This window comes from Stenotrophomonas sp. FW305-C-20-S1, from assembly GCF_058783335.1.
This window is the reverse complement of the sequence record NZ_JBYTEK010000046.1, coordinates 14169-31593: the sequence shown is the minus strand read 5'-3', so window position 1 is coordinate 31593 and position 17425 is coordinate 14169. Positions and strand designations below refer to the sequence as shown.

General features: G+C 66.9%; 20 protein-coding genes and 2 tRNA genes. 11 read left to right on the top strand and 11 right to left on the bottom strand.

What is annotated here, in order from left to right:
* Positions 1-118: 118 nt before the first annotated feature.
* Complete coding sequence (coq7, locus tag AC3WTC_RS18495; RefSeq protein WP_099843937.1) at positions 119-763, bottom strand: 2-polyprenyl-3-methyl-6-methoxy-1,4-benzoquinone monooxygenase; 645 nt, start codon at positions 761-763, stop codon at positions 119-121.
* 196 nt (positions 764-959) lie between these two features.
* Between coq7 and rplM the strand changes: the two genes are divergently transcribed.
* Together rplM and rpsI are read left to right on the top strand one after the other, a co-directional pair.
* Positions 960-1388, top strand: a complete 429-nt coding sequence (rplM, locus tag AC3WTC_RS18490; protein ID WP_025874623.1) for a 50S ribosomal protein L13 — start codon at positions 960-962, stop codon at positions 1386-1388.
* A gap of 2 nt (positions 1389-1390) precedes the next feature.
* Positions 1391-1783, top strand: a complete 393-nt coding sequence (gene rpsI, locus AC3WTC_RS18485; RefSeq protein WP_005411311.1) for a 30S ribosomal protein S9 — start codon at positions 1391-1393, stop codon at positions 1781-1783.
* Between the two features lie 290 nt (positions 1784-2073).
* Here the strand turns inward: rpsI and AC3WTC_RS18480 are convergent.
* A tRNA-Gln gene (locus AC3WTC_RS18480) sits at positions 2074-2147 on the bottom strand.
* Between the two features lie 52 nt (positions 2148-2199).
* Positions 2200-2276 (bottom strand) — tRNA-Met (locus tag AC3WTC_RS18475).
* A gap of 121 nt (positions 2277-2397) precedes the next feature.
* On the opposite strand from AC3WTC_RS18475, the gene AC3WTC_RS18470 reads away from it, so the two are divergent.
* From AC3WTC_RS18470 to bfr, 4 genes are all read left to right on the top strand, one after another.
* The gene (locus AC3WTC_RS18470; protein ID WP_025874624.1) at positions 2398-3021 is read left to right on the top strand and encodes an RNA pyrophosphohydrolase; all 624 of its coding nucleotides are present in this window, start codon (positions 2398-2400) and stop codon (positions 3019-3021) included.
* Positions 3018-3320 carry a hypothetical protein gene (locus AC3WTC_RS18465; protein WP_492712223.1) on the top strand — a complete coding sequence of 101 codons (303 nt, stop codon included), beginning with the start codon at positions 3018-3020 and terminating at the stop codon, positions 3318-3320. Before AC3WTC_RS18470 ends, AC3WTC_RS18465 begins: the two co-directional genes overlap by 4 nt.
* Before the next feature lie 135 nt (positions 3321-3455).
* The gene (locus AC3WTC_RS18460) at positions 3456-3665 is read left to right on the top strand and encodes a (2Fe-2S)-binding protein (protein WP_032951724.1); all 210 of its coding nucleotides are present in this window, start codon (positions 3456-3458) and stop codon (positions 3663-3665) included.
* 140 nt (positions 3666-3805) lie between these two features.
* Entirely contained in the window at positions 3806-4276 is a 471-nt protein-coding gene (bfr, locus tag AC3WTC_RS18455) for a bacterioferritin (protein WP_025874625.1), read from the top strand.
* A 1-nt stretch (position 4277) separates the two neighbouring features.
* Here the strand turns inward: bfr and AC3WTC_RS18450 are convergent, their stop codons facing one another.
* From AC3WTC_RS18450 to AC3WTC_RS18440, 3 genes are read right to left on the bottom strand one after another with little or no spacing between them, the layout of a single operon-like run.
* On the bottom strand, positions 4278-6482 hold the full coding sequence (locus AC3WTC_RS18450; protein ID WP_354276191.1) for an ATP-binding protein: 2205 nt from the start codon (positions 6480-6482) through the stop codon (positions 4278-4280).
* Positions 6483-8378 (bottom strand): EAL domain-containing protein, encoded by a 1896-nt coding sequence (locus tag AC3WTC_RS18445; protein ID WP_080149686.1) that lies wholly within the window; start codon positions 8376-8378, stop codon positions 6483-6485.
* A gap of 44 nt (positions 8379-8422) precedes the next feature.
* Positions 8423-9040, bottom strand: a complete 618-nt coding sequence (locus AC3WTC_RS18440) for a DUF4126 domain-containing protein (RefSeq protein ID WP_025874628.1) — start codon at positions 9038-9040, stop codon at positions 8423-8425.
* Between the two features lie 178 nt (positions 9041-9218).
* Here AC3WTC_RS18440 and AC3WTC_RS18435 point away from each other — a divergent pair, with 178 nt between their 5' ends.
* From AC3WTC_RS18435 to ampE, 5 genes are all read left to right on the top strand, one after another.
* Entirely contained in the window at positions 9219-9962 is a 744-nt protein-coding gene (locus AC3WTC_RS18435) for a DUF6776 family protein (protein WP_025874629.1), read from the top strand.
* Between the two features lie 4 nt (positions 9963-9966).
* Positions 9967-10431, top strand: a complete 465-nt coding sequence (locus tag AC3WTC_RS18430) for a bactofilin family protein (RefSeq protein WP_025874630.1) — start codon at positions 9967-9969, stop codon at positions 10429-10431.
* A 31-nt stretch (positions 10432-10462) separates the two neighbouring features.
* Positions 10463-10855, top strand: a complete 393-nt coding sequence (erpA, locus tag AC3WTC_RS18425; protein WP_492712220.1) for an iron-sulfur cluster insertion protein ErpA — start codon at positions 10463-10465, stop codon at positions 10853-10855.
* A gap of 139 nt (positions 10856-10994) precedes the next feature.
* Positions 10995-11927 carry an NAD(+) diphosphatase gene (nudC, locus tag AC3WTC_RS18420; RefSeq protein WP_025874632.1) on the top strand — a complete coding sequence of 311 codons (933 nt, stop codon included), beginning with the start codon at positions 10995-10997 and terminating at the stop codon, positions 11925-11927.
* 94 nt (positions 11928-12021) lie between these two features.
* Positions 12022-12909, top strand: a complete 888-nt coding sequence (gene ampE, locus AC3WTC_RS18415; protein WP_025874633.1) for a regulatory signaling modulator protein AmpE — start codon at positions 12022-12024, stop codon at positions 12907-12909.
* Between the two features lie 474 nt (positions 12910-13383).
* On the opposite strand, the gene AC3WTC_RS18410 is transcribed toward ampE, so the two are convergent.
* From AC3WTC_RS18410 to AC3WTC_RS18390, 5 genes are all read right to left on the bottom strand, one after another.
* Complete coding sequence (locus AC3WTC_RS18410; protein ID WP_025874634.1) at positions 13384-13809, bottom strand: DUF2752 domain-containing protein; 426 nt, start codon at positions 13807-13809, stop codon at positions 13384-13386.
* A 43-nt stretch (positions 13810-13852) separates the two neighbouring features.
* Positions 13853-14137 (bottom strand): CD225/dispanin family protein, encoded by a 285-nt coding sequence (locus AC3WTC_RS18405; RefSeq protein WP_025874635.1) that lies wholly within the window; start codon positions 14135-14137, stop codon positions 13853-13855.
* Between the two features lie 33 nt (positions 14138-14170).
* A complete protein-coding gene (locus AC3WTC_RS18400) occupies positions 14171-14458 on the bottom strand; it encodes a CD225/dispanin family protein (RefSeq protein WP_492712217.1) in 288 nt (95 codons plus the stop codon).
* A 181-nt stretch (positions 14459-14639) separates the two neighbouring features.
* On the bottom strand, positions 14640-16529 hold the full coding sequence (locus AC3WTC_RS18395; RefSeq protein ID WP_099843927.1) for an MFS transporter: 1890 nt from the start codon (positions 16527-16529) through the stop codon (positions 14640-14642).
* A 93-nt stretch (positions 16530-16622) separates the two neighbouring features.
* Positions 16623-17420, bottom strand: coding sequence for an SDR family NAD(P)-dependent oxidoreductase (locus tag AC3WTC_RS18390; RefSeq protein ID WP_492712214.1), 798 nt, complete (start codon positions 17418-17420; stop codon positions 16623-16625).
* Between the last annotated feature and the right edge of the window lie 5 nt (positions 17421-17425).

Below are 17425 nucleotides of genomic sequence, written 5' to 3'. Positions count from 1 at the left end.
CCCCCCCCCCCCCCCCCCCCCCCCCCCCCCCCCCCCCCCCCCCCCCCCCCCCCCCCCCCCCCCCCCCCCCCCCTCCCTCCCCCCCCCCCCCCCCCCCCCCCCACTACCCTCATGCGGGTTACAGTCGGTAGGCAATGGTCTTCATCACCCTGGAGGCCAGCGCCATCGCGCCCGGAATCGGGAACGGCAGGCGGCGCGCGCCGGCCTGCTCGGCATGTTCGGCATGCCGGGCCTCGTCTTCCTTCATCACCCGGATGACCGCGCGACTGCGCAGGTCGCCGGCCGGCAGGTCGACCAGGTGTTCGTCCAGATGGGCTTCCACCTGGCGCTCGGTCTCGACCACGAAGCCCAGGTTCCAGCCGTCGCCGCGCAGCCCGGCCAGGGTGCCGATGGTGTAGCTGCCGGCGTACCAGAGCGGATTGAACAGGCTGGGGCGGCTGTCCAGCTCGCCCAGGCGGGTGGCGCACCAGGCCAGGTGATCGGTCTCTTCCTGGGCCGCTTCCAGCAGATGTTCGCGGGTTGCCGGGTCGCGTGCCACCGCGGCCTGGCCGAAGTACAGGCCCTGGGCGCAGACCTCACCGACATGGTTGATGCGCATCAGCCCGGCCGCGTGGCGACGCTGGGCGCTGTCCATGCCGGGCTCGCCGGTGTCCGTGGCCGGATAGGGGCGGCTGGCCGGCGGGTTGCCGAACACCGTGTCCAGGGCGCGCTGCGCCTCGGTCAGCAGGTGGTCCAGCGGGGTGGTCTGGCGAAGCACGGTCATGGCGGCACGGCGTGGAGCGGGGGAGGCCCGATTCTCGCCCGGCCCCGGTCCCCTGCCAACCCGGGGCAGGTGCCCGGTTGCACCCGCCAGCCAAGCTGCGTACAATGCCGCCCCTTACGCTCCACCTTTCACAACGCGTGGCAGAGTTCCGGCGAGTCCTTCGCCGCAATGAGCCCGACCTAACCAAGAGTTCTTCATGAGCACTTTCACTGCCAAGAACGAGACCGTCCAGCGCGACTGGTACCTCGTCGACGCCGAGGGCAAGACCCTGGGCCGTCTCTGCACCGAGCTGGCCCGCCGTCTGCGTGGCAAGCACAAGCCGGTCTACACCCCGCACGTTGATACCGGCGACTACCTGGTCGTCATCAATGCAGAAAAGATTGTCGTCACCGGCAAGAAGCTGCAGGACAAGATGTATCACCGTTTCACCGGTTACATCGGCAACCTGAAGACCGAATCCCTCGCCCAGGCGCTTGAGCGCCACCCGGAGCGCGTGATCGAGACCGCCGTCAAGGGCATGCTGCCGAAGGGCACGCTGGGTCGCCAGATGTACCGCAAGCTCAAGGTCTACGCCGGCACTGAGCATCCGCACGCCGCACAGCAGCCGCAGGTTCTGGATATCTAATCATGGCTATCACTCAAAACTACGGCACTGGCCGCCGCAAGTCCTCCACCGCTCGCGTGTTCCTGCGCAAGGGTTCGGGCAACATCACCGTCAATGGCCGTCCGCTGGACGAGTTCTTCGGCCGTGAGACCGCTCGCATGATCGTGCGCCAGCCGCTCGAGCTGACCAAGAACACCGAGAGCTTCGACATCCTGGTCACCGCCGCTGGCGGCGGCACCACCGGCCAGGCCGGTGCGATCCGTCTGGGCATCGCCCGTGCTCTGGTCGAGTACGACGAGACCCTGAAGTCCGAGCTGCGCAAGGCTGGCTTCATGACCCGCGACGCCCGCGAAGTCGAACGTAAGAAGGTCGGTCTGCACAAGGCCCGCCGCGCCACCCAGTTCTCCAAGCGCTGATTTACCGCGCCTGGTTGGGCTCCTTCGGGAGAGCCCGCTGGATGGAAAAGCAAAAGCCCGGCTTCGGCCGGGCTTTTGTCGTTCTGGGGCTGCGCATTTCAAGGTTGCCGGCCAGCGGCCGGCACTACCCATGGTCCGTATGCCCGACCCCGGTCTCTGTCTGGAGGAGAGCCCCCTTGTTGTTCAAGGGGGCGCGCCGACAGGCGCGGGGATGGGGATAAGGTGGGATGCGTGACCAAACAAAAAAGAAAAAGGCCTGATCTTTCGATCAGGCCTTTTTCTTTTTAATTTGGCTGCCCCTGATGGATTCGAACCACCGATGCCTGAGTCAGAGTCAGGTGCCTTACCGCTTGGCTAAGGGGCAATGTAACGTGCAACTATTTTCTCACTTTTCACGTTGAAAAACAACTTCAACGTGGTGGCTATGGGTGGACTCGAACCACCGACCCCAGCATTATGAGTGCTGTGCTCTAACCGGCTGAGCTACATAGCCTTGGTGAGCCCGCTATTCTGCTGATGTGTACAAGGACTGTCAACACCTTTGTATCGTGCTTGTGGCCCGACAGACGGCATGGGATAGTCCCAACCAGTAGATTTTCTTAGGAGTCCGCATCGTGATCGATCCGGACGGCTATCGACCGAACGTCGGCATCGTGCTGATGCGGCAGGACGGGCAGGTGTTCTGGGCACGACGTGTGCGCCGGGATGGCTGGCAGTTCCCGCAGGGTGGCATGAACACCGACGAGACGCCTGTCGAGGCCATGTATCGTGAACTGCAGGAAGAGACCGGGCTGTTGCCGGAGCACGTTGAGGTGCTTGGGGCGACACCGGGCTGGCTGCGTTACAAGCTGCCGGCGCGTGCCATCCGCCGCAATGAACGCCAGGTCTGCATCGGCCAGAAGCAGGTCTGGTTCCTGCTGCGCCTGACCGGTGATGAAGCCCACGTCAGCCTGGACCATACCGACTCGCCTGAGTTCGATCATTGGCGCTGGGTCGACTTCTGGTATCCGGTGGAGCATGTGGTGGTGTTCAAGCGTGGCGTCTATGCGCGCGCCCTGCGACATCTGGCGCCGTTGGCCCAGGGGGTGGCGGGGCAGGGCATCAGTGCCATGCCCAAGAGCGCTGCCGAGGCCTGGATGCCAGGCCACGCGGCCGGCCACGACAGGCCCAGGAAGCGCACGCCCATGCGCGGCGGGTACTGGCCGCGGAAAGCAAAGGGTGAACCGGGAGCCGTTTGACGGGCGGGTTGCGCAAAGAGCGGGCCGAACGGTCGCAACGCACGTCTGCCGGGTATTTCCGGCAGCAACTGGCTGTCCGTCTGGCAAGCCTCCCGTGGCTGTTGTTGAGCGTGGTGGTCCTCGGCGGCATCGCATGGATGCCGCTTGCGCTGGGCGTTTGCCTCGCCTTCGCGACCTGTGCGGGTGCGCTGTTCCTGGCGGACTACCTGCTGCGGCTGAGAGCGGCAGGTGGTGGTGTGCAGTGGCTGATCGTCTTCTTCAGTACACCGGTGCTGGCGCTTGGGCTGTTGTCCCTGTAGCCGCCTCGTACCGGGTGGATTCGACGGTACTCTGAACCGTATCGAGAATGGTTCAGGTCTCTGATTGACAACCATTCTCGTTTCCATTGGAATAGCGACCAGGCCGCTACTGGCCTGCTGCCTTGGTTCCCGCCCGTGTACGTCTGCATCTGCAACGGTGTTACCGACCACCAGATCCGCGAAGCCGCCAGCCATGGCGTCACGTCGGTGGCCGAGCTGACCATGCGCACCGGATGCGGCGCCACCTGCGGTTCCTGCCTGGACATGGCCGGCGAGCTGCTGGCCAAGGCGCGTGCCACCCACGATCTGCCGTTGCCGGTGTTGGGCCTGGCGCAGGTCGCCTGAGTCGTTTCGCGGCGCGTTGACGCCGCGCTCTCCTGGTCTTCATTGTTGGCCGCAGTGGCCAATGCGCACGATTCGCGTTCCTTCACGCGCGCGCTCAAGGCGCTACAGTGCCCGCGATTTCAGCGTGCAGGAGCATCCCCATGAAGGGCGACACCAAGGTCATCGAATTCCTCAACAAGGTCCTCTACAACGAGCTGACCGCGATCAACCAGTACTTCCTGCACGCCAAGATGCTCAAGAACTGGGGCATCAAGGAACTGGCCGAACACGAGTACAAGGAATCGATCGAGGAAATGAAGCATGCCGACATGCTTGCCGATCGCATCCTGTTCCTTGAAGGCCTGCCGAACTTCCAGGCGCTGGGCAAGCTGCGCATCGGTGAGAACCCGACCGAGATCCTGCAGTGCGATCTGTCGCTGGAACGCGATGGCGTGGTCACCCTGCGCGAGGCCGTGGCCTATGCCGATTCGGTCGGCGACTACGTCAGCCGCCAGCTGTTCGTGAAGATCCTCGATTCCGAGGAAGAACACATCGACTGGCTGGAAACCCAGCTGGAGCTGATCGAGCGCATCGGTGAGCCGAAGTACCTGCTGAGCAAGCTCGAAGAGTGATTCAACGGGCCTGGCCGGCGAGGTAGCCGGTCAGCGCCACGCGCGCGCGGGCGAACTCCGCCACCAGCAGCGCCACTGCCACGGCAGGGCGCTGCAGGCTGCCACTGCGGGCTTCGAGTTCGATCCGCCGCGCCACCGCTGACAGCGACAGCGCGCCGACGTTGGCGCTGGAGGATTTCAGGCTGTGCGACAGCGCCTGCAGGCGTTCGATGTCGTTGCCCTGCGCCGCCTGCTGCAGCTGCTGCACCAGCTGCGGTGCGTCTTCCAGGAACACCGTTACGATCTGCGCGGCGGCATCGCCGATCACCGCCTGCAGTTCATCCAGCACACTGCGATCAAGCACCGGCTGTGGAATCGGGATCGCGCGCGTTCGTTCATCGTCCAGGCTTTCGCCGTCGGGCACGCTCGGGGTTGCGGCAGGTTGCACGGGTTCCGGCAGCGGTGCATGGCCGCGATCCACGGAAACCCGGCCCCAGCGCTGCAGCAGCGCATGCAGCGCTTCACGCGTGATCGGCTTGGAAAGATAGTCGTCCATGCCCGCCTGCAGGCAGCGTTCCCGATCACCAGCCATGGCGTTGGCGGTCATCGCGATGATCGGCAACCGCGTGCGCCCGGCTTCGGCTTCCTCCCTGCGCCAGCGCTGTGTCGCGCTGTAGCCGTCGAGCACCGGCATCTGGCAATCCATCAGCACCACGTCGATTCCACCTTCGCGCAGCAGTGCGAGGGCCTGCTCGCCGTCGGCGGCATTGCGCACCCGGCACTGGAAGACCCGCAGCAGGTGCTCGGCCACCATCCGGTTGACCGTGTTGTCTTCGACCAGCAGCACATGCAGATCCAGCGGTGGCAGCGCGGCGGCCGGCCTGGCGTCTTCGGCGTTGGCCAGCAGGGCTGCCGGGCGTGCAGTGGCTGTTGGCTGGGCCAGCAGGGCGTGCAGGTCGGCATCGTTGAATGTGCTGTGCAGCTGCTGCTGGCGCGGCCGTGCTGCAACCGGATCATCCTGCAGCCACAGCACCTGCAGTGCGTCGTCGGCACCGCGCTCGGCCAAGGCGCGCTGCAGGGCCACCTCGCCATTGCGGCGGTGGCGCGCGTCGACCAGCAACCATGCCGGTGTGCTCTGGCCCGGGCGTGGTGCTGCGCGCAGGCGTTCCATTGCCTCATCAATGCTGGCCAGCGGCTGCACCTGCAGGCCGTGGTGCGCGGCGATGCGTTCGACGCGTGGCTGCAGCTGCGCATCGGCGGTGTACAGCAGCAGCGCTGCCGGCGAGCGGGCCAGCGCCGGCAGGTCGCCGGGAACCTTCAGCAGCGGTATTTCAAACCAGAAGGTTGCGCCCTGGCCTGGGGTGGAGTGCACGCCGATGTCGCCATGCATCAGGTCGGTGATGCGCTTGCAGATGGCCAGGCCCAGACCGGTGCCACCGTAGATGCGGGTGGTGGACGCGTCGGCCTGGCTGAAGGACTGGAACAGCCGCGCCTGCAGGGCCTCATCGATGCCGATGCCGGTGTCGACCACTTCGAAACGCAGCTGGTGCTGGGCGGGGCCTTCGCCCAGCCGCTGCACGCGCAACTGCACCTGGCCGCGTGCGGTGAACTTGATGGCATTGGCCAGCAGGTTGCCCAGGACCTGGCGCAGGCGCACCGGATCGCCGCGTACCGGCAGGCGCACGGCCGGATCCAGTTGCAGGCTCAACGTCAGGCCCTTGGCCTCGGCGGCGCGCTGCAGCAGCTGCACCACGCCATCGAGCAGTTCGCGCAGGTTGAAGCTGGTGATCTCCAGCTCCAGCGCCTGGGCTTCCAGGCGCGAGTAATCGAGGATGTCATCGACGATGCGCAGCAGCTGCTGCGAGCTGGCCGAGGCGGTGGCCAGCATCTGCCGCTGGTCTTCGCCCAGCGGTCCGCGGGCAATCAGCTCCAGCATGGGCAGGATGCCGTTGAGCGGCGTGCGGATTTCATGGCTCATGGTGGCCAGGAATTCGCCCTTGGCCAGCACGGCTGCTTCTGCAGCCTGCTTGGCCTGCAGCAGCTGATGTTCCAGCTGGCCCTGGCGCTCGGTGGTACGCCGCAGCTGGTCGCGTTCACTGGTCAGGGTGATGCGTTCGCGCTGCAGTGTCGCCAGCGCGCGATTGCGCGAACGCAATCGCAGGCCCAGTACCAGCAGGGCGACGATGGCCAGCGCCAGTACCGCCAACAGCGCGACCGTCGGTGACACTCAGAGCACCGCGTTGTGGAAGTCGAAGTTCAGGTCGCTGCCGGCCGACTGCACCATGTTGCCCTGGATGTAATCGACACCGCCGACCCACATCGCGGCCGCTGCCTGCGGGTCCTCGATCTGCTGGCCGATGATCTGCAGGCCGGCTGCATGCGCCTGCTCGATCGATCGGCGCAGTTCTTCGCGCGTATCGGGGTTGGAGTGGCTGCTGGAAAAGCGTGCCGCCATGCGCACGAACGACAGTGGCAGCTGGGTGAGCAGGGCCAGGGCTTCGCTGCCCGGTTCGAACTGGCTCAGGCAGAAGCGCACACCGACGCTGGCCATGCGCTGGCAGAACTGCTGCAACGGCACGGTGTGGATCAGCGCGTCGGGCAGGCGCACGTCGATCACCAGCGCGCTGCCGGGCAGGCGGCGTTGCTGCAGCGATTCCAGCAGCCAGTCGGCGAAGGCATCGCGCTGCAGGGTACGCAGCGACTGCGAGACGAACAGGTTCAGCGGCTGGGTGGCGTGGCGATACAGGTCGAGCAGACCCATCGCATGCTCCAGCACCTGCTGGTCGAGGTCGGCGATGCGGCCGGCCGCCTCGGCTGCCGGAATCACCTGGCCGGCGGTCAGTACGCTGCCATCGGACCTGCGCAGGCGCAGCAGCAACTGGTACTGCGCGCTGCTGCCGCCGGCGACGGCGACGATCGGCTGGTAAGCGAGCTCGAGCTGGCCTTCCAGCAACGCCAGGTGCTCCTGCTCGGTCGTGACCTGGCGATGCACATGGCCGGCAACGCCGGCGCTGAGCAGGCGTGCCTGCAGGGTGGTACGTTCGACCGCTTCCAGGGCGCTGCTGGCATCGTCGAAACCCGGCGACAGCGGCGCGTAGCCGACCACGCCACGCAGGTGTACCGATTCGTCGTCGCGGATCACGAAGGCGCGCGCGGACAGCTGCTCACGCAGGGTGCCGGCGATCGCTTCCAGGCTGTCCTCATCGGCGTTGCGCGCCAGCAGCAGGAAGCTGTTGTCGTTCAGGCGCGCCAGCAGGTGCGGATGGCCAGCCTCGGCAAGGCGTTGCCCGGCCTGCACCATCAGCCGCTCGAAGGCCGCATAGCCATAGCGCTCGCGCAGGCCCAGCGCGCTGGAGATTTCCACGAAGAACACGCCACCGCGGTCGTGCTGCGCCAGCGTCGCGTTGAGTTGCTGCAGCACGTGGTGGCGCGTGGGCAGCCCGGTTTCGGGGTTGCTGGTGGCCGGTGCACCGTTGGCACCGGGCAGGGTCGCTGCCTGCGCGCGTGCGCGGCGGATACGGTTGGCCACCGCGGCAATCAGGTGGCGCGGCCGGATCGGCTTGCTCAGGTAATCGTCGGCACCGCAGTCGAGCACTTCGAACTGGCGCTCCGGATCCGGGTCGCCGCTGAGGAAGACGATCGGCAGCAGCTGCATGCCGGGCTGCTGGCGGATCATCGCGGTCAGCCGCATGCCATCCAGCCCGGGCAGGTGCAGATCCATCAGGATCAGGTCAGGGCGTTGCTCGCGGATGGCCTGCTGCACGCCATCGGCATCGCCGAGCACGATCGCCTGCATGCCGGCGCCATGCAGCACGCTCTGTGCGAACAGCGCCTGGGCACGATCGTCTTCGACGATCAGCACGCGGTAGGGCGAGTCGGCATCGACAGGCGGGATGTCACTGTTGCCCGCCTCGGGCAGTGCGGCGGTGGAGGGCAGGGGGGGCGGAGCCGCCAGTCGGGCGCCGTCGCCGGGCACCGACAGGGCAGGTGCCTCTGACACCGCCGGTACTGCTTCGGCAGGCGTTGCCGCGGCCAAGGGGGCGGCCCAACGTTGCCAATGATCGGCCGGAGGGGTTTCAGCGCGTCCCGGGCGGGGGCCCGCGGCGGATTCGTTTGCGGCCATCGATGCTCCTGGTGTTCGCGGCCATTATGCGACAAGCCTGCCGATCAACCGGTACGCGGTTGCCGTTGTCCGTCGTCGCTGCCGCCACGTGCCAACCAGCGCACGCTTTTCCACAGGGTGCGCCAGACCAGCCAGACCAGCAATGCGCCGGCCAGGCTGCAGGCCAGTACCACCACCAGCGCGATCCATGGATGCGCCAGCGCGAGCGCCAAGCCGCCGATCACCACGGTATCTTCGGCCGCAGAGGCGACCCAGTTGCTGGCCGGTTCCGGTGAGGTATTGAGCAGGGCGCGGGTGCCGGCCTTCAGGCCATGGCTGGCCAGCGCAACGCCCGCGCCGGCGACCAGTGCACCGGTGCCCAGGTCGCCATCGGGCGACAGTGTCGCTGCCGCGAGGAAAGCGCCGGCGGGCACGCGCGCCAGGGTCTGCACCAGGTCCCAGGCTGAATCCACGCCGGGAATCTTGTCGGCGAAGAATTCGGCAATGGCCAGCGCCGCCGACGTGCCGAGCACCCACCACGACTCGGTGGCCTGCAGCGCCGGTGGCAGGTCGACCCAGCCGAGCAGGCCGGCGATGCCGACGCCGAATACGGTGAGGTAAACGCGGATGCCGGCCAGCCAGGCCAGCAGGATGCCGATCACGAACAGGTGGGCTTCGGTCATGGCGGGCTCCGGCGGCGGAACTGTGCGGGGTGCCACACTATCGACCATGGAGTGGCTGAATGCCACCGCCCGGTACCGGCCGGCACCGGGGAAACCTGCCGTTCCTGTCATACACTAGCCCGTCGTTTGCCCCAGGGGCCGTACTGGCGGCGCTTCGGCGCTGCCACGGAGACTACCCATGAACAACCGCCCTCCCATGCGCGTGCAGGTCCGCCTTCCCGGTGCCGCGCAACCACCCGCCGACCGCCGTCGCCTGCTGGTGATCGCCGGCATCTGGCTGCTGAGCCTGGTGCTTGCGGTGCTGGGTGGCTGCTGGCTGGGCACGCCGCGCGGTGAACAGGGCCAGCGCGTGCAGGCCGCCGAGAAGCGCGCCGATACGCTGCAGACGCAGCTGACCGAACTGCGCCAGAAGCAGGCCACGCTGGAAGCGTCGGACCGCATCAGCCGCGCCGCCAACAACGAAGTGCAGTCCTCGTTGGCCGAGCGCGATGAAGAGATCGCCGGCCTGCGCGCTGACGTCGCCTTCTACGAACGCCTGGTGGGCTCGACCAGCCAGCGCAAGGGCCTGAACACCCATTCGATTGAATTCAGCCCGGAATCGGCCGGCACCTGGCAGTACAGCGTGGTGCTGACGCAGAACCTCAACCGCGGAGCGATCAGCCAAGGGCAGATGCGTTTCACGGTGGAAGGCGTGAAGAACGGCAAGCTGGCCACCATCAGCTGGGACGAGCTGCACCAGCGCAGCAAGGTGCCGGGACAGGATTACTCGTTCCGGTACTTCCAGCAGCTCACCGGCAGCGTGATGCTGCCGGCTGACTTCACCCCGCAACGGGTGAAGGTGACATTGGGGAGTGGTGCGGGGGGCACCACGCAGGTATTCGACTGGAAACAGGCCGGCGCACCGGCCAGCAAAGGGGAGTAGGCAGATGTTCGGAAGCAGCAAATCCAGCCGTGATGGCCAACTGGTGGTGGATGCCCTGATCGGCAACCAGGTGGTGATCCGTGGCGATGTGGAATTCAGTGGTGGCCTATACGTGGAAGGTCGCATCCACGGCAAGGTGATTGCCCAGGAGGGCGCCAGCGCGGCGACCCTGACCCTCGCCGAGCATGGCGTGATCGAAGGCGAGATCCGCGCCCAGGTGGTGGTCATCAGTGGCCGCCTGGACGGCGATGTCCATGCCACCGAGAAGGTCGAACTGACCCCGAGTGCGCGGGTCAACGGCAACGTTCACTACCAGGTGGTGGAAATGAATGCGGGTGCCCAGCTGAACGGCCGGCTGATCCATGCCAGCGCCCCGATGCAGGCCCTGCCGGCGCCGGAAGGCGAAGCGTCCGCTGACGGCAAGGGCGACACCGCCGCCCGCCGCAAGCTGGCCGAGGCGATGGCTTGAAAGCCAGCGCCGGCGCCCCCATGCTGAGCCCATGAACACGCTCGTCTCCCTCCCCGGCGCCACGCCGGCCGCCGCGCCCGACTACCAGTCGCTGGATCGGCCGCTGAACTTCACCGAGGCCGCTGCGGCCAAGGTCAAGGAACTGATCCAGGACGAGGGCAACCCCCACCTGTCATTGCGTGTGTACATCGAGGGTGGCGGCTGTTCGGGCTTCCAGTACGGGTTCGAGTTCGACGAGAACCGTGCCGGCGATGACCTGGCGGTGCAGACCAGCGGGGTCACCCTGCTGGTCGATCCGCTCAGCCTGCAGTACCTGATGGGTGCCGAAGTGGATTACACCGAGAGCCTGACCGGTGCGCAGTTCGTGATCCGCAATCCGAACGCCAAGACCACCTGCGGCTGCGGCAGCAGTTTCAGCATGTAATTGCAGGGCGCGGGGCATGCACCCCGCGCTGCCTTCGGTAGATCCACGCCATGCGTGGATGACCGTTACTGCAACCACAGGCGGGTTTCTGCACAGTCTGCGGCTTGCCACTTGCCGTGATTGGCGGCAGGCTAGCTGGATGCTCAATTCTCCTTCGCCGCTTTCCGGTTTTGCCTTCGTGGGTGAACCGTTGGAGCGCGCCGATGCCATGCGCGAAGATGCCGATGCTCTGGCGCGCCTGTGGCCCGATGCGCGCATTCTTGTCCTGGACCAGGACGGCACCGCCTTCACCGGTGATGACGACCAGCCGCTGGCGTTGACCGGCGCCGATGTCGGTGGCGGGCCGGGTGTCGCGATTTTCCTCGGCCTGCGTGGCGAGCAGGCGTGGTTCTCGGTGGAAGCGGCCAGCGTGACGGTCACCGCGCCACGCCGGCTCGATCTGCGCCAGGCCGCGCTGCTGTGGACCGTGGCCGATGCGACCGCCTTCAGCTACGCCCGTGGCATGTCCTACTGGCAATCGCGTACCCGCTTCTGCGGTGTCTGCGGCAGTGCCGTGACGTTCGCCCGGGGTGGCTTCGTCGGCCGCTGCCCGCAGTGCGCGACCGAGCACTATCCGCGCGTCGACCCGGCGGTGATCGTCGCGGTGGAAAACCAGGGCCGGCTGTTGCTGGGCCGCCAGTCGAACTGGGCGCCGCGCCGCTATTCGGTGCTGGCCGGCTTTGTCGAGCCGGGCGAGACCTTCGAGCAGACCGTAGCGCGCGAAGTGCACGAAGAGAGCAAGGTGCGGGTGACCGCCTGCCAGTACCTGGGCTCGCAGCCCTGGCCGTTCCCCGGCGCATTGATGGTCGGATTCCGTGCGCAGGCACACGACGACGTGCCGACCGTGGATGGCGAACTGGAAGACGCGCGCTGGTTCAGCGCCGAGGAAGTTGGCGCGGCCCTCGCGCGTGACGTCGAGGACGATGGAGAAGGCATCCGTCTGTCACCGCCGATTTCCATTTCGCGGGGCCTGATCGAGCATTGGTACCGCCAGCAACCGGCATCCGGCGGCGCCAGCATTGCCGCCACCTGAACACGCTGCCGGTTACAGTACGGTTCACCGCTGACGGCGACGCTGCGACAGGTAAGGTAGCGACGCCGAACGCTCGCTCGTAGGGAGACCTGCCATGTTCACCACCCTGGTCGCCGTGTTGGTGGCATTGGCCCTTGGCCATGTCGCCCCGGCCGCTGCCGCGTCGCTGCGCCGTTTCGACGGCTTCCGGCGTTGGCTGGGCTGGCTGGACGCGCGCGGTGGTCGGGCCTGGCAGGGGGCCGCCGGCGTGGCGCTGGCGATCGTACCGCCACTGCTGCTGATGGCGCTGGTCGCCTGGCTGCTGCGCGGGGTGCTGTTCGGCCTTCCGGCGCTGCTGCTGGGCGTGGCCGTGCTGGCCTGGTGCTGGGGCCCGCGCGATCTGGACCGCGACATCGAAGCGATCATCGATGCCGACGATGCGCCCACCCGGCAGGCGGCGGTACGCAACCTGCAGTCGGCCGGTGGCAGCCTGCGCGAGGATGTTCCTTCACTGGTCGAGGCGACCGTGCTCAACGCCCTGCGGCGCTGGTTCGCGGTGCTGTTCTGGTTCCTGCTGCTGGGCCCCGTGGGGGCTCTCGGTTATCGCCTGCTGGCACTGATGGCGGAAAGCCCGATGCGTGCGCGCGTGCCGGTGGAGCCGCTGGCGCTGGCACAGCGGCTGCTGGGCTGGATCGAGTGGCCGGTGGCACAGTTGATGGCGTTCTCGATGGCCCTGGTCGGCAACTTCGACACGGCCTGGAAGGCATGGCGCCAGGCGCATGGTGAGCGCTTGGCCGGTGGCATTGGTTTCCTGGGTGCGGTGGCGCGTGCCAGCGTCAATGCCGAGCTGCGCGAGGACGCTCACGATTACACCGAAGCGGGCCTGCTGCCGGTGTGGCAGCGGTTGCCGGACCTGCGGGATGCGATGAGCCTGGTGTGGCGGATGCTGCTGCTGTGGCTGGCGGTGCTGGCCCTGCTGGTGATCGCGGGCTGGGTGACCTAGTTGTGCTTTTCTGCAGGGCTTGCCGCCCTGCACCCGCTGGAAGCAACGGCAACTGCAACAGCAACAGCGGCTCTGGATTTCTGTGGGTTTGGTGGGGCGGTGCGGGGCTGCAGGACACGCCGTTAACCCATCCATGGGGGCTCGATGGCGCCATCCATGGCGCCAACGGTCCTGCAGCCCCACACCGCCCCACCCCCGACAGTTTCCGATGACGGCCAGTAGATCCACGCCATGCGTGGATGCCGAGCGGAGCGACCCGCTTCGGCTTTTGATCTTCTCTTTTTCTTTCCTGTGGTGGACGCGCACGGAAATTGTCCGTGGCCGGGCGGGTGGGTTGCGCAGGGGCGTAAGCGCCATGGATGGCGCGACCGAGCTTACATGGACGTACTTGCAGCGGCCCCTGCGCAGCCCACCCGCCCGGCCAACCCCAGCTTCTGCCTTCCACCACGAGGGGCTGCGCCGTTGGCTGGAAATCTACACCGGAGCCAGGGCGGTGAACGGTGCCCACGGCAGGTTGCGCAGCACGGCATAGCCGGGCAGCAGCCACAGCCAGAACGTGGGGCTGGCCAGTACCCGCATCAGTGGATCAAGCACGCGCGGGCGTACGCCGGCGGTGTTGAGCAGCATCAGGAACAGGAAGGGCAGGCTGATGACCAGCAACGGGTTCATCGCCATCGCGCCGGGCAGGTCGAAGTGGACCAGTGAGTACAGGCAGCGCGTGCTGCCGCAGCCGGGGCAGTAGAAGCCGGTCAGTGCGTACAGCGGACAGCCCGGCAGCGGATTGCCGGAGACATACGGATTGACGTGGCGCAGGACCACGGCGGCACCCGCAGCCAGGCCGGACGCGGCCAGCAGCGGAGCCCAGCGGGTAAGTCGGGAACGAGCAGGAAGTGCGGACATGCGGGGGCGGGATCCGGCGCATGGCCGGACCCCGTCGCGGGCATCAGTAGCTGCCGTTGCCGCCGCTCAGGGCGCCCAGGCCGCCAACGGCCATGATGATGATGAAGTACAGGACGCCAACCACAACGGCAGCGATGGCCGACCAGATGGCCCACTTCTTGGCCTTGTCGGCCGAATCACGGGCACCGGCGACGTCGCCGGCAGCCAGCTTGCCGTTGACCTGCGCGGCGTAGACGATCGACACGATGCCGGCCGGCAGGCAGCAGAACAGGGTGGACAGGATGGCCCAGACCAGATTGTTGGGGACCTGCGCAGTGGTGGTGTTCATGGTTCAAGCTCCTCGATGGGTGGTGGTGGTGAATCAAAGGTCGGATAGAGCGCCCAGCGCGGCCAAGCCGCCGAACAGCCCGAACCACAACAGCAACAGGACCGGCAGGGCTGCGGCCGAAGCCACCGCCCACCAGCCCGCCTTGCGCGACGCGCCATAGGCCCCCGGCAGGTCACCGGCCGCATTGCGACCATCGACCTGGGCGGCATACACGATCGACACCACGCCCAACGGCAGGCAGCAGAACAGCGTCGTCAGGATCGCCCAGACCAGATGGTTGGGGATGTAGACCGGACGGCTGAGCGGTGGCGGTTGATTCAAAGCAAGACTCCATTCCTTGGTGGTCGGCCGTGTGAACGGGCCGAACCTCCCCCCTGTGGGTGCGTAATCTACCGCAACCAACGACGCATGTATGCGTTTTCAGCCCCGTCAGGCCTCGTATCGCCCTTGGACGGTGGCGTATGCAGCGTACCGTCATCGCCCCCGGATGGGGGCGATTGCGTCAGGCGAGGTCGCCGCGCAGGCTGCGGACCTGCGCTTCCAGGGCGGCGGCATCGGTTGAATGGCCATCCACCGCCGGGGCGGCGACCACCTCCACTGTCGCCCGGAACCGGCGCGGCACGCGCATGCGGCCCAGACGGGTATCGCGGCGGCTCCACATGCTCGACCACATGCCGCGCAGGGCCATCGGCACCACCGGTACCGGACGGCGTTCGAGGATCTTCTCCACGCCGGATTTGAACGCTGCCATCGTGCCGTCGCGGGTCAGTGCGCCTTCCGGGAAGATGCATACCAGCTCGCCCTCGGCGAGTGCGGCATCGACCTCATCGAACGCACGCTGCATCAAGGCCGGGTCTTCGCGCGCACCGGCGATCGGAATCGCTTTGGCAGTGCGGAAGATCCAGCGCATGACCGGGATGTTGAAGATCTTGTAGTACATGACGAAGCGCACCGGGCGCGGGATCGTCGCCGACAGGATCAGCGCGTCCATGTAGCTGACGTGGTTGCAGACCAGCAGCGCGGCGCCCTCATCGGGCACGTTCGCTTCTATGCCGTGCGGGCGCAGCCGGTACAGCGTGCGCACCATCACCCAGCTGAGGAAGCGCATCAGGAATTCGGGGACGATGGTGAAGATGTAGATCGCCACCACGGCATTGGCGATGGCCAGTGCCAGGAACAGCTGCGGGATGGTCCAGCCGAGCAGGCGCTGGGTGAGCAGGCCGAGTACGGCCGCAGCGACGATGAAGCCGGAGTTCTGGATGTTCAGCGCGGCGAATACGCGCGACATCTCCGATTTCGGCGTGCGGCTCTGGATCAAAGCAAACAGCGGCACCACGAAGAAGCCGGTGAACAGGCCGATGCCGAGCAGGTCGATGATGATGCGGATGCTGCCGGCCTGGTGCACGAACTGGGTGACCGACAGGCCTTGCGCGGTGGCCTCACCGGCGCGTGCGAAGTACAGGTCCAGCAGGAAGGCGGTCATGCCGAACGCACCCAGCGGCACCAGGCCGATCTCCACCGTGCGCGCCGACAGCTTTTCGCACAGCAGCGAACCGACACCGGTGCCGACCGAGAACAGCGCCAGGGCGAAGATGTACAGGGTGGGCTCGCCACCGAGGTTGGTGACCGCATAGGACGGCAGCTGCGCGGTAAGGATGGTGCCGACGAACCAGAACCAGGACACGCCGAGGATGGCGTTGCGTACCGCCTTCTGTTTCCTGGCCATGCGCAGCACGGCCAGCGATTCGGGGATCGGGTTCCAGTTGATCTTCAGGTCCGGGGCGCCGGCATCCACCTTGGGAATCATGCGCGCGGCCAGGTTCCCGCAGATCGCCAGCGCGATGACCGCGGTCGCGGCCACGATCGGGCCATGGGTGCCTGCCAGGGTGAACACCAGGCCGCCGACGATCATGCCGGTCAGGATCGACATCGACGTGCCCATCTCGACCAGGCCATTGCCACCGGTCAGTTCTTCCGGACGCAGCACCGAGGGCAGCACCGAGTACTTCACCGGGCCGAACAGGGTGGACTGCAGGCCCGTGCAGAACAGGGCCACCAGCAGCACCGGCAGGCTCTCGGTGAGAAAGCCCACCGCAGCCAGCGTCATGATCACGATCTCCATGGTGGTGGTGATCACGATCAGCCGCGACTTCTCCAGCTTTTCCGCGATCTGCCCGGCCAGGGCGGAGAACAGGAAGTAGGGCAGGATGAACAGCGCCGGCGCCAGGTTGGTGTAGAGCGTGCGCTCGCTCTCGGCCACGCCCAGGTAGAACAGCAGGCCGATGATCGCCTGCCGGTACACGTTGTCGTTGAAGGCACCCAACCCCTGCACGATGAAGAATGGCAGGAAACGGCGCTGGCGCAGCAGGGCGAACTGGTTGTGACCGGACATGGAACCTCCTTGGACCGGCGCAGCCTAGCATCCCTGCCTGTCAGGCAGGGATGCGGTAGGTGCGGACCGTTGGTCCACACACCCCACCAACGCTCACACGATATCGTCGACGACGCCGCCATCGACCCGCAGCGCTGCGCCGGAGGTGGCCGACGCCTGCGGCGAGGCGAGGTAGACCACCATGTTGGCCACTTCCTCGACCGTGGCCGCGCGCTGGATCACCGATGCAGGGCGATGGGCCATCACGAACTCACGGCCGATCTGTTCCAGCGGCTTGCCGGTGCGTGCACGCTCTTCTTCGAACATCGTTGCGAAGCCATCGGACAACGTCGGGCCGGGCAGCACCGCATTGACGGTGACGCCGCTGCCGGCCACGCGCTTGGCCAGGCCGCGCGACAACGACAGCTGCGCGGTCTTGCTGACGCCGTAATGGATCATGTCGGCAGGAATGTTGCGTGCCGATTCGGAGGAGATGAACAGCACGCGGCCCCAACCGGCGTCGACCATCGCCGGCAGCAGGGCGCGCGACAGGCGCACGCCGGACATGACATTGGTCTGCCAGTACTGCTCCCAGGTGGCATCGTCGGTCTCGAAGAAGTCCTGCGGGCCGAAGATGCCGGCATTGTTGACCAGGATGTCGACGTTGCCCGGCAGGCCGGCCAGCAGCGCGTCGACCCCGCGGGCGTCGGACAGATCGGCGGCCACGCCCAGCACGTTGGCGCCGGGGATTGCAGCCAGCAGTTGCTGACGTGCGCGTTCCACGCTGTCGGTACTGCGGCCGTTGAGGATGACCTGCGCACCCGCGGCGGCAAGCCCCTGCGCGATGGCCAGACCGATGCCGGCGGTGGAGGCGGTGACCAGTGCGGTGCGGTCGTTGAGTTCGATCTTCATGGGGG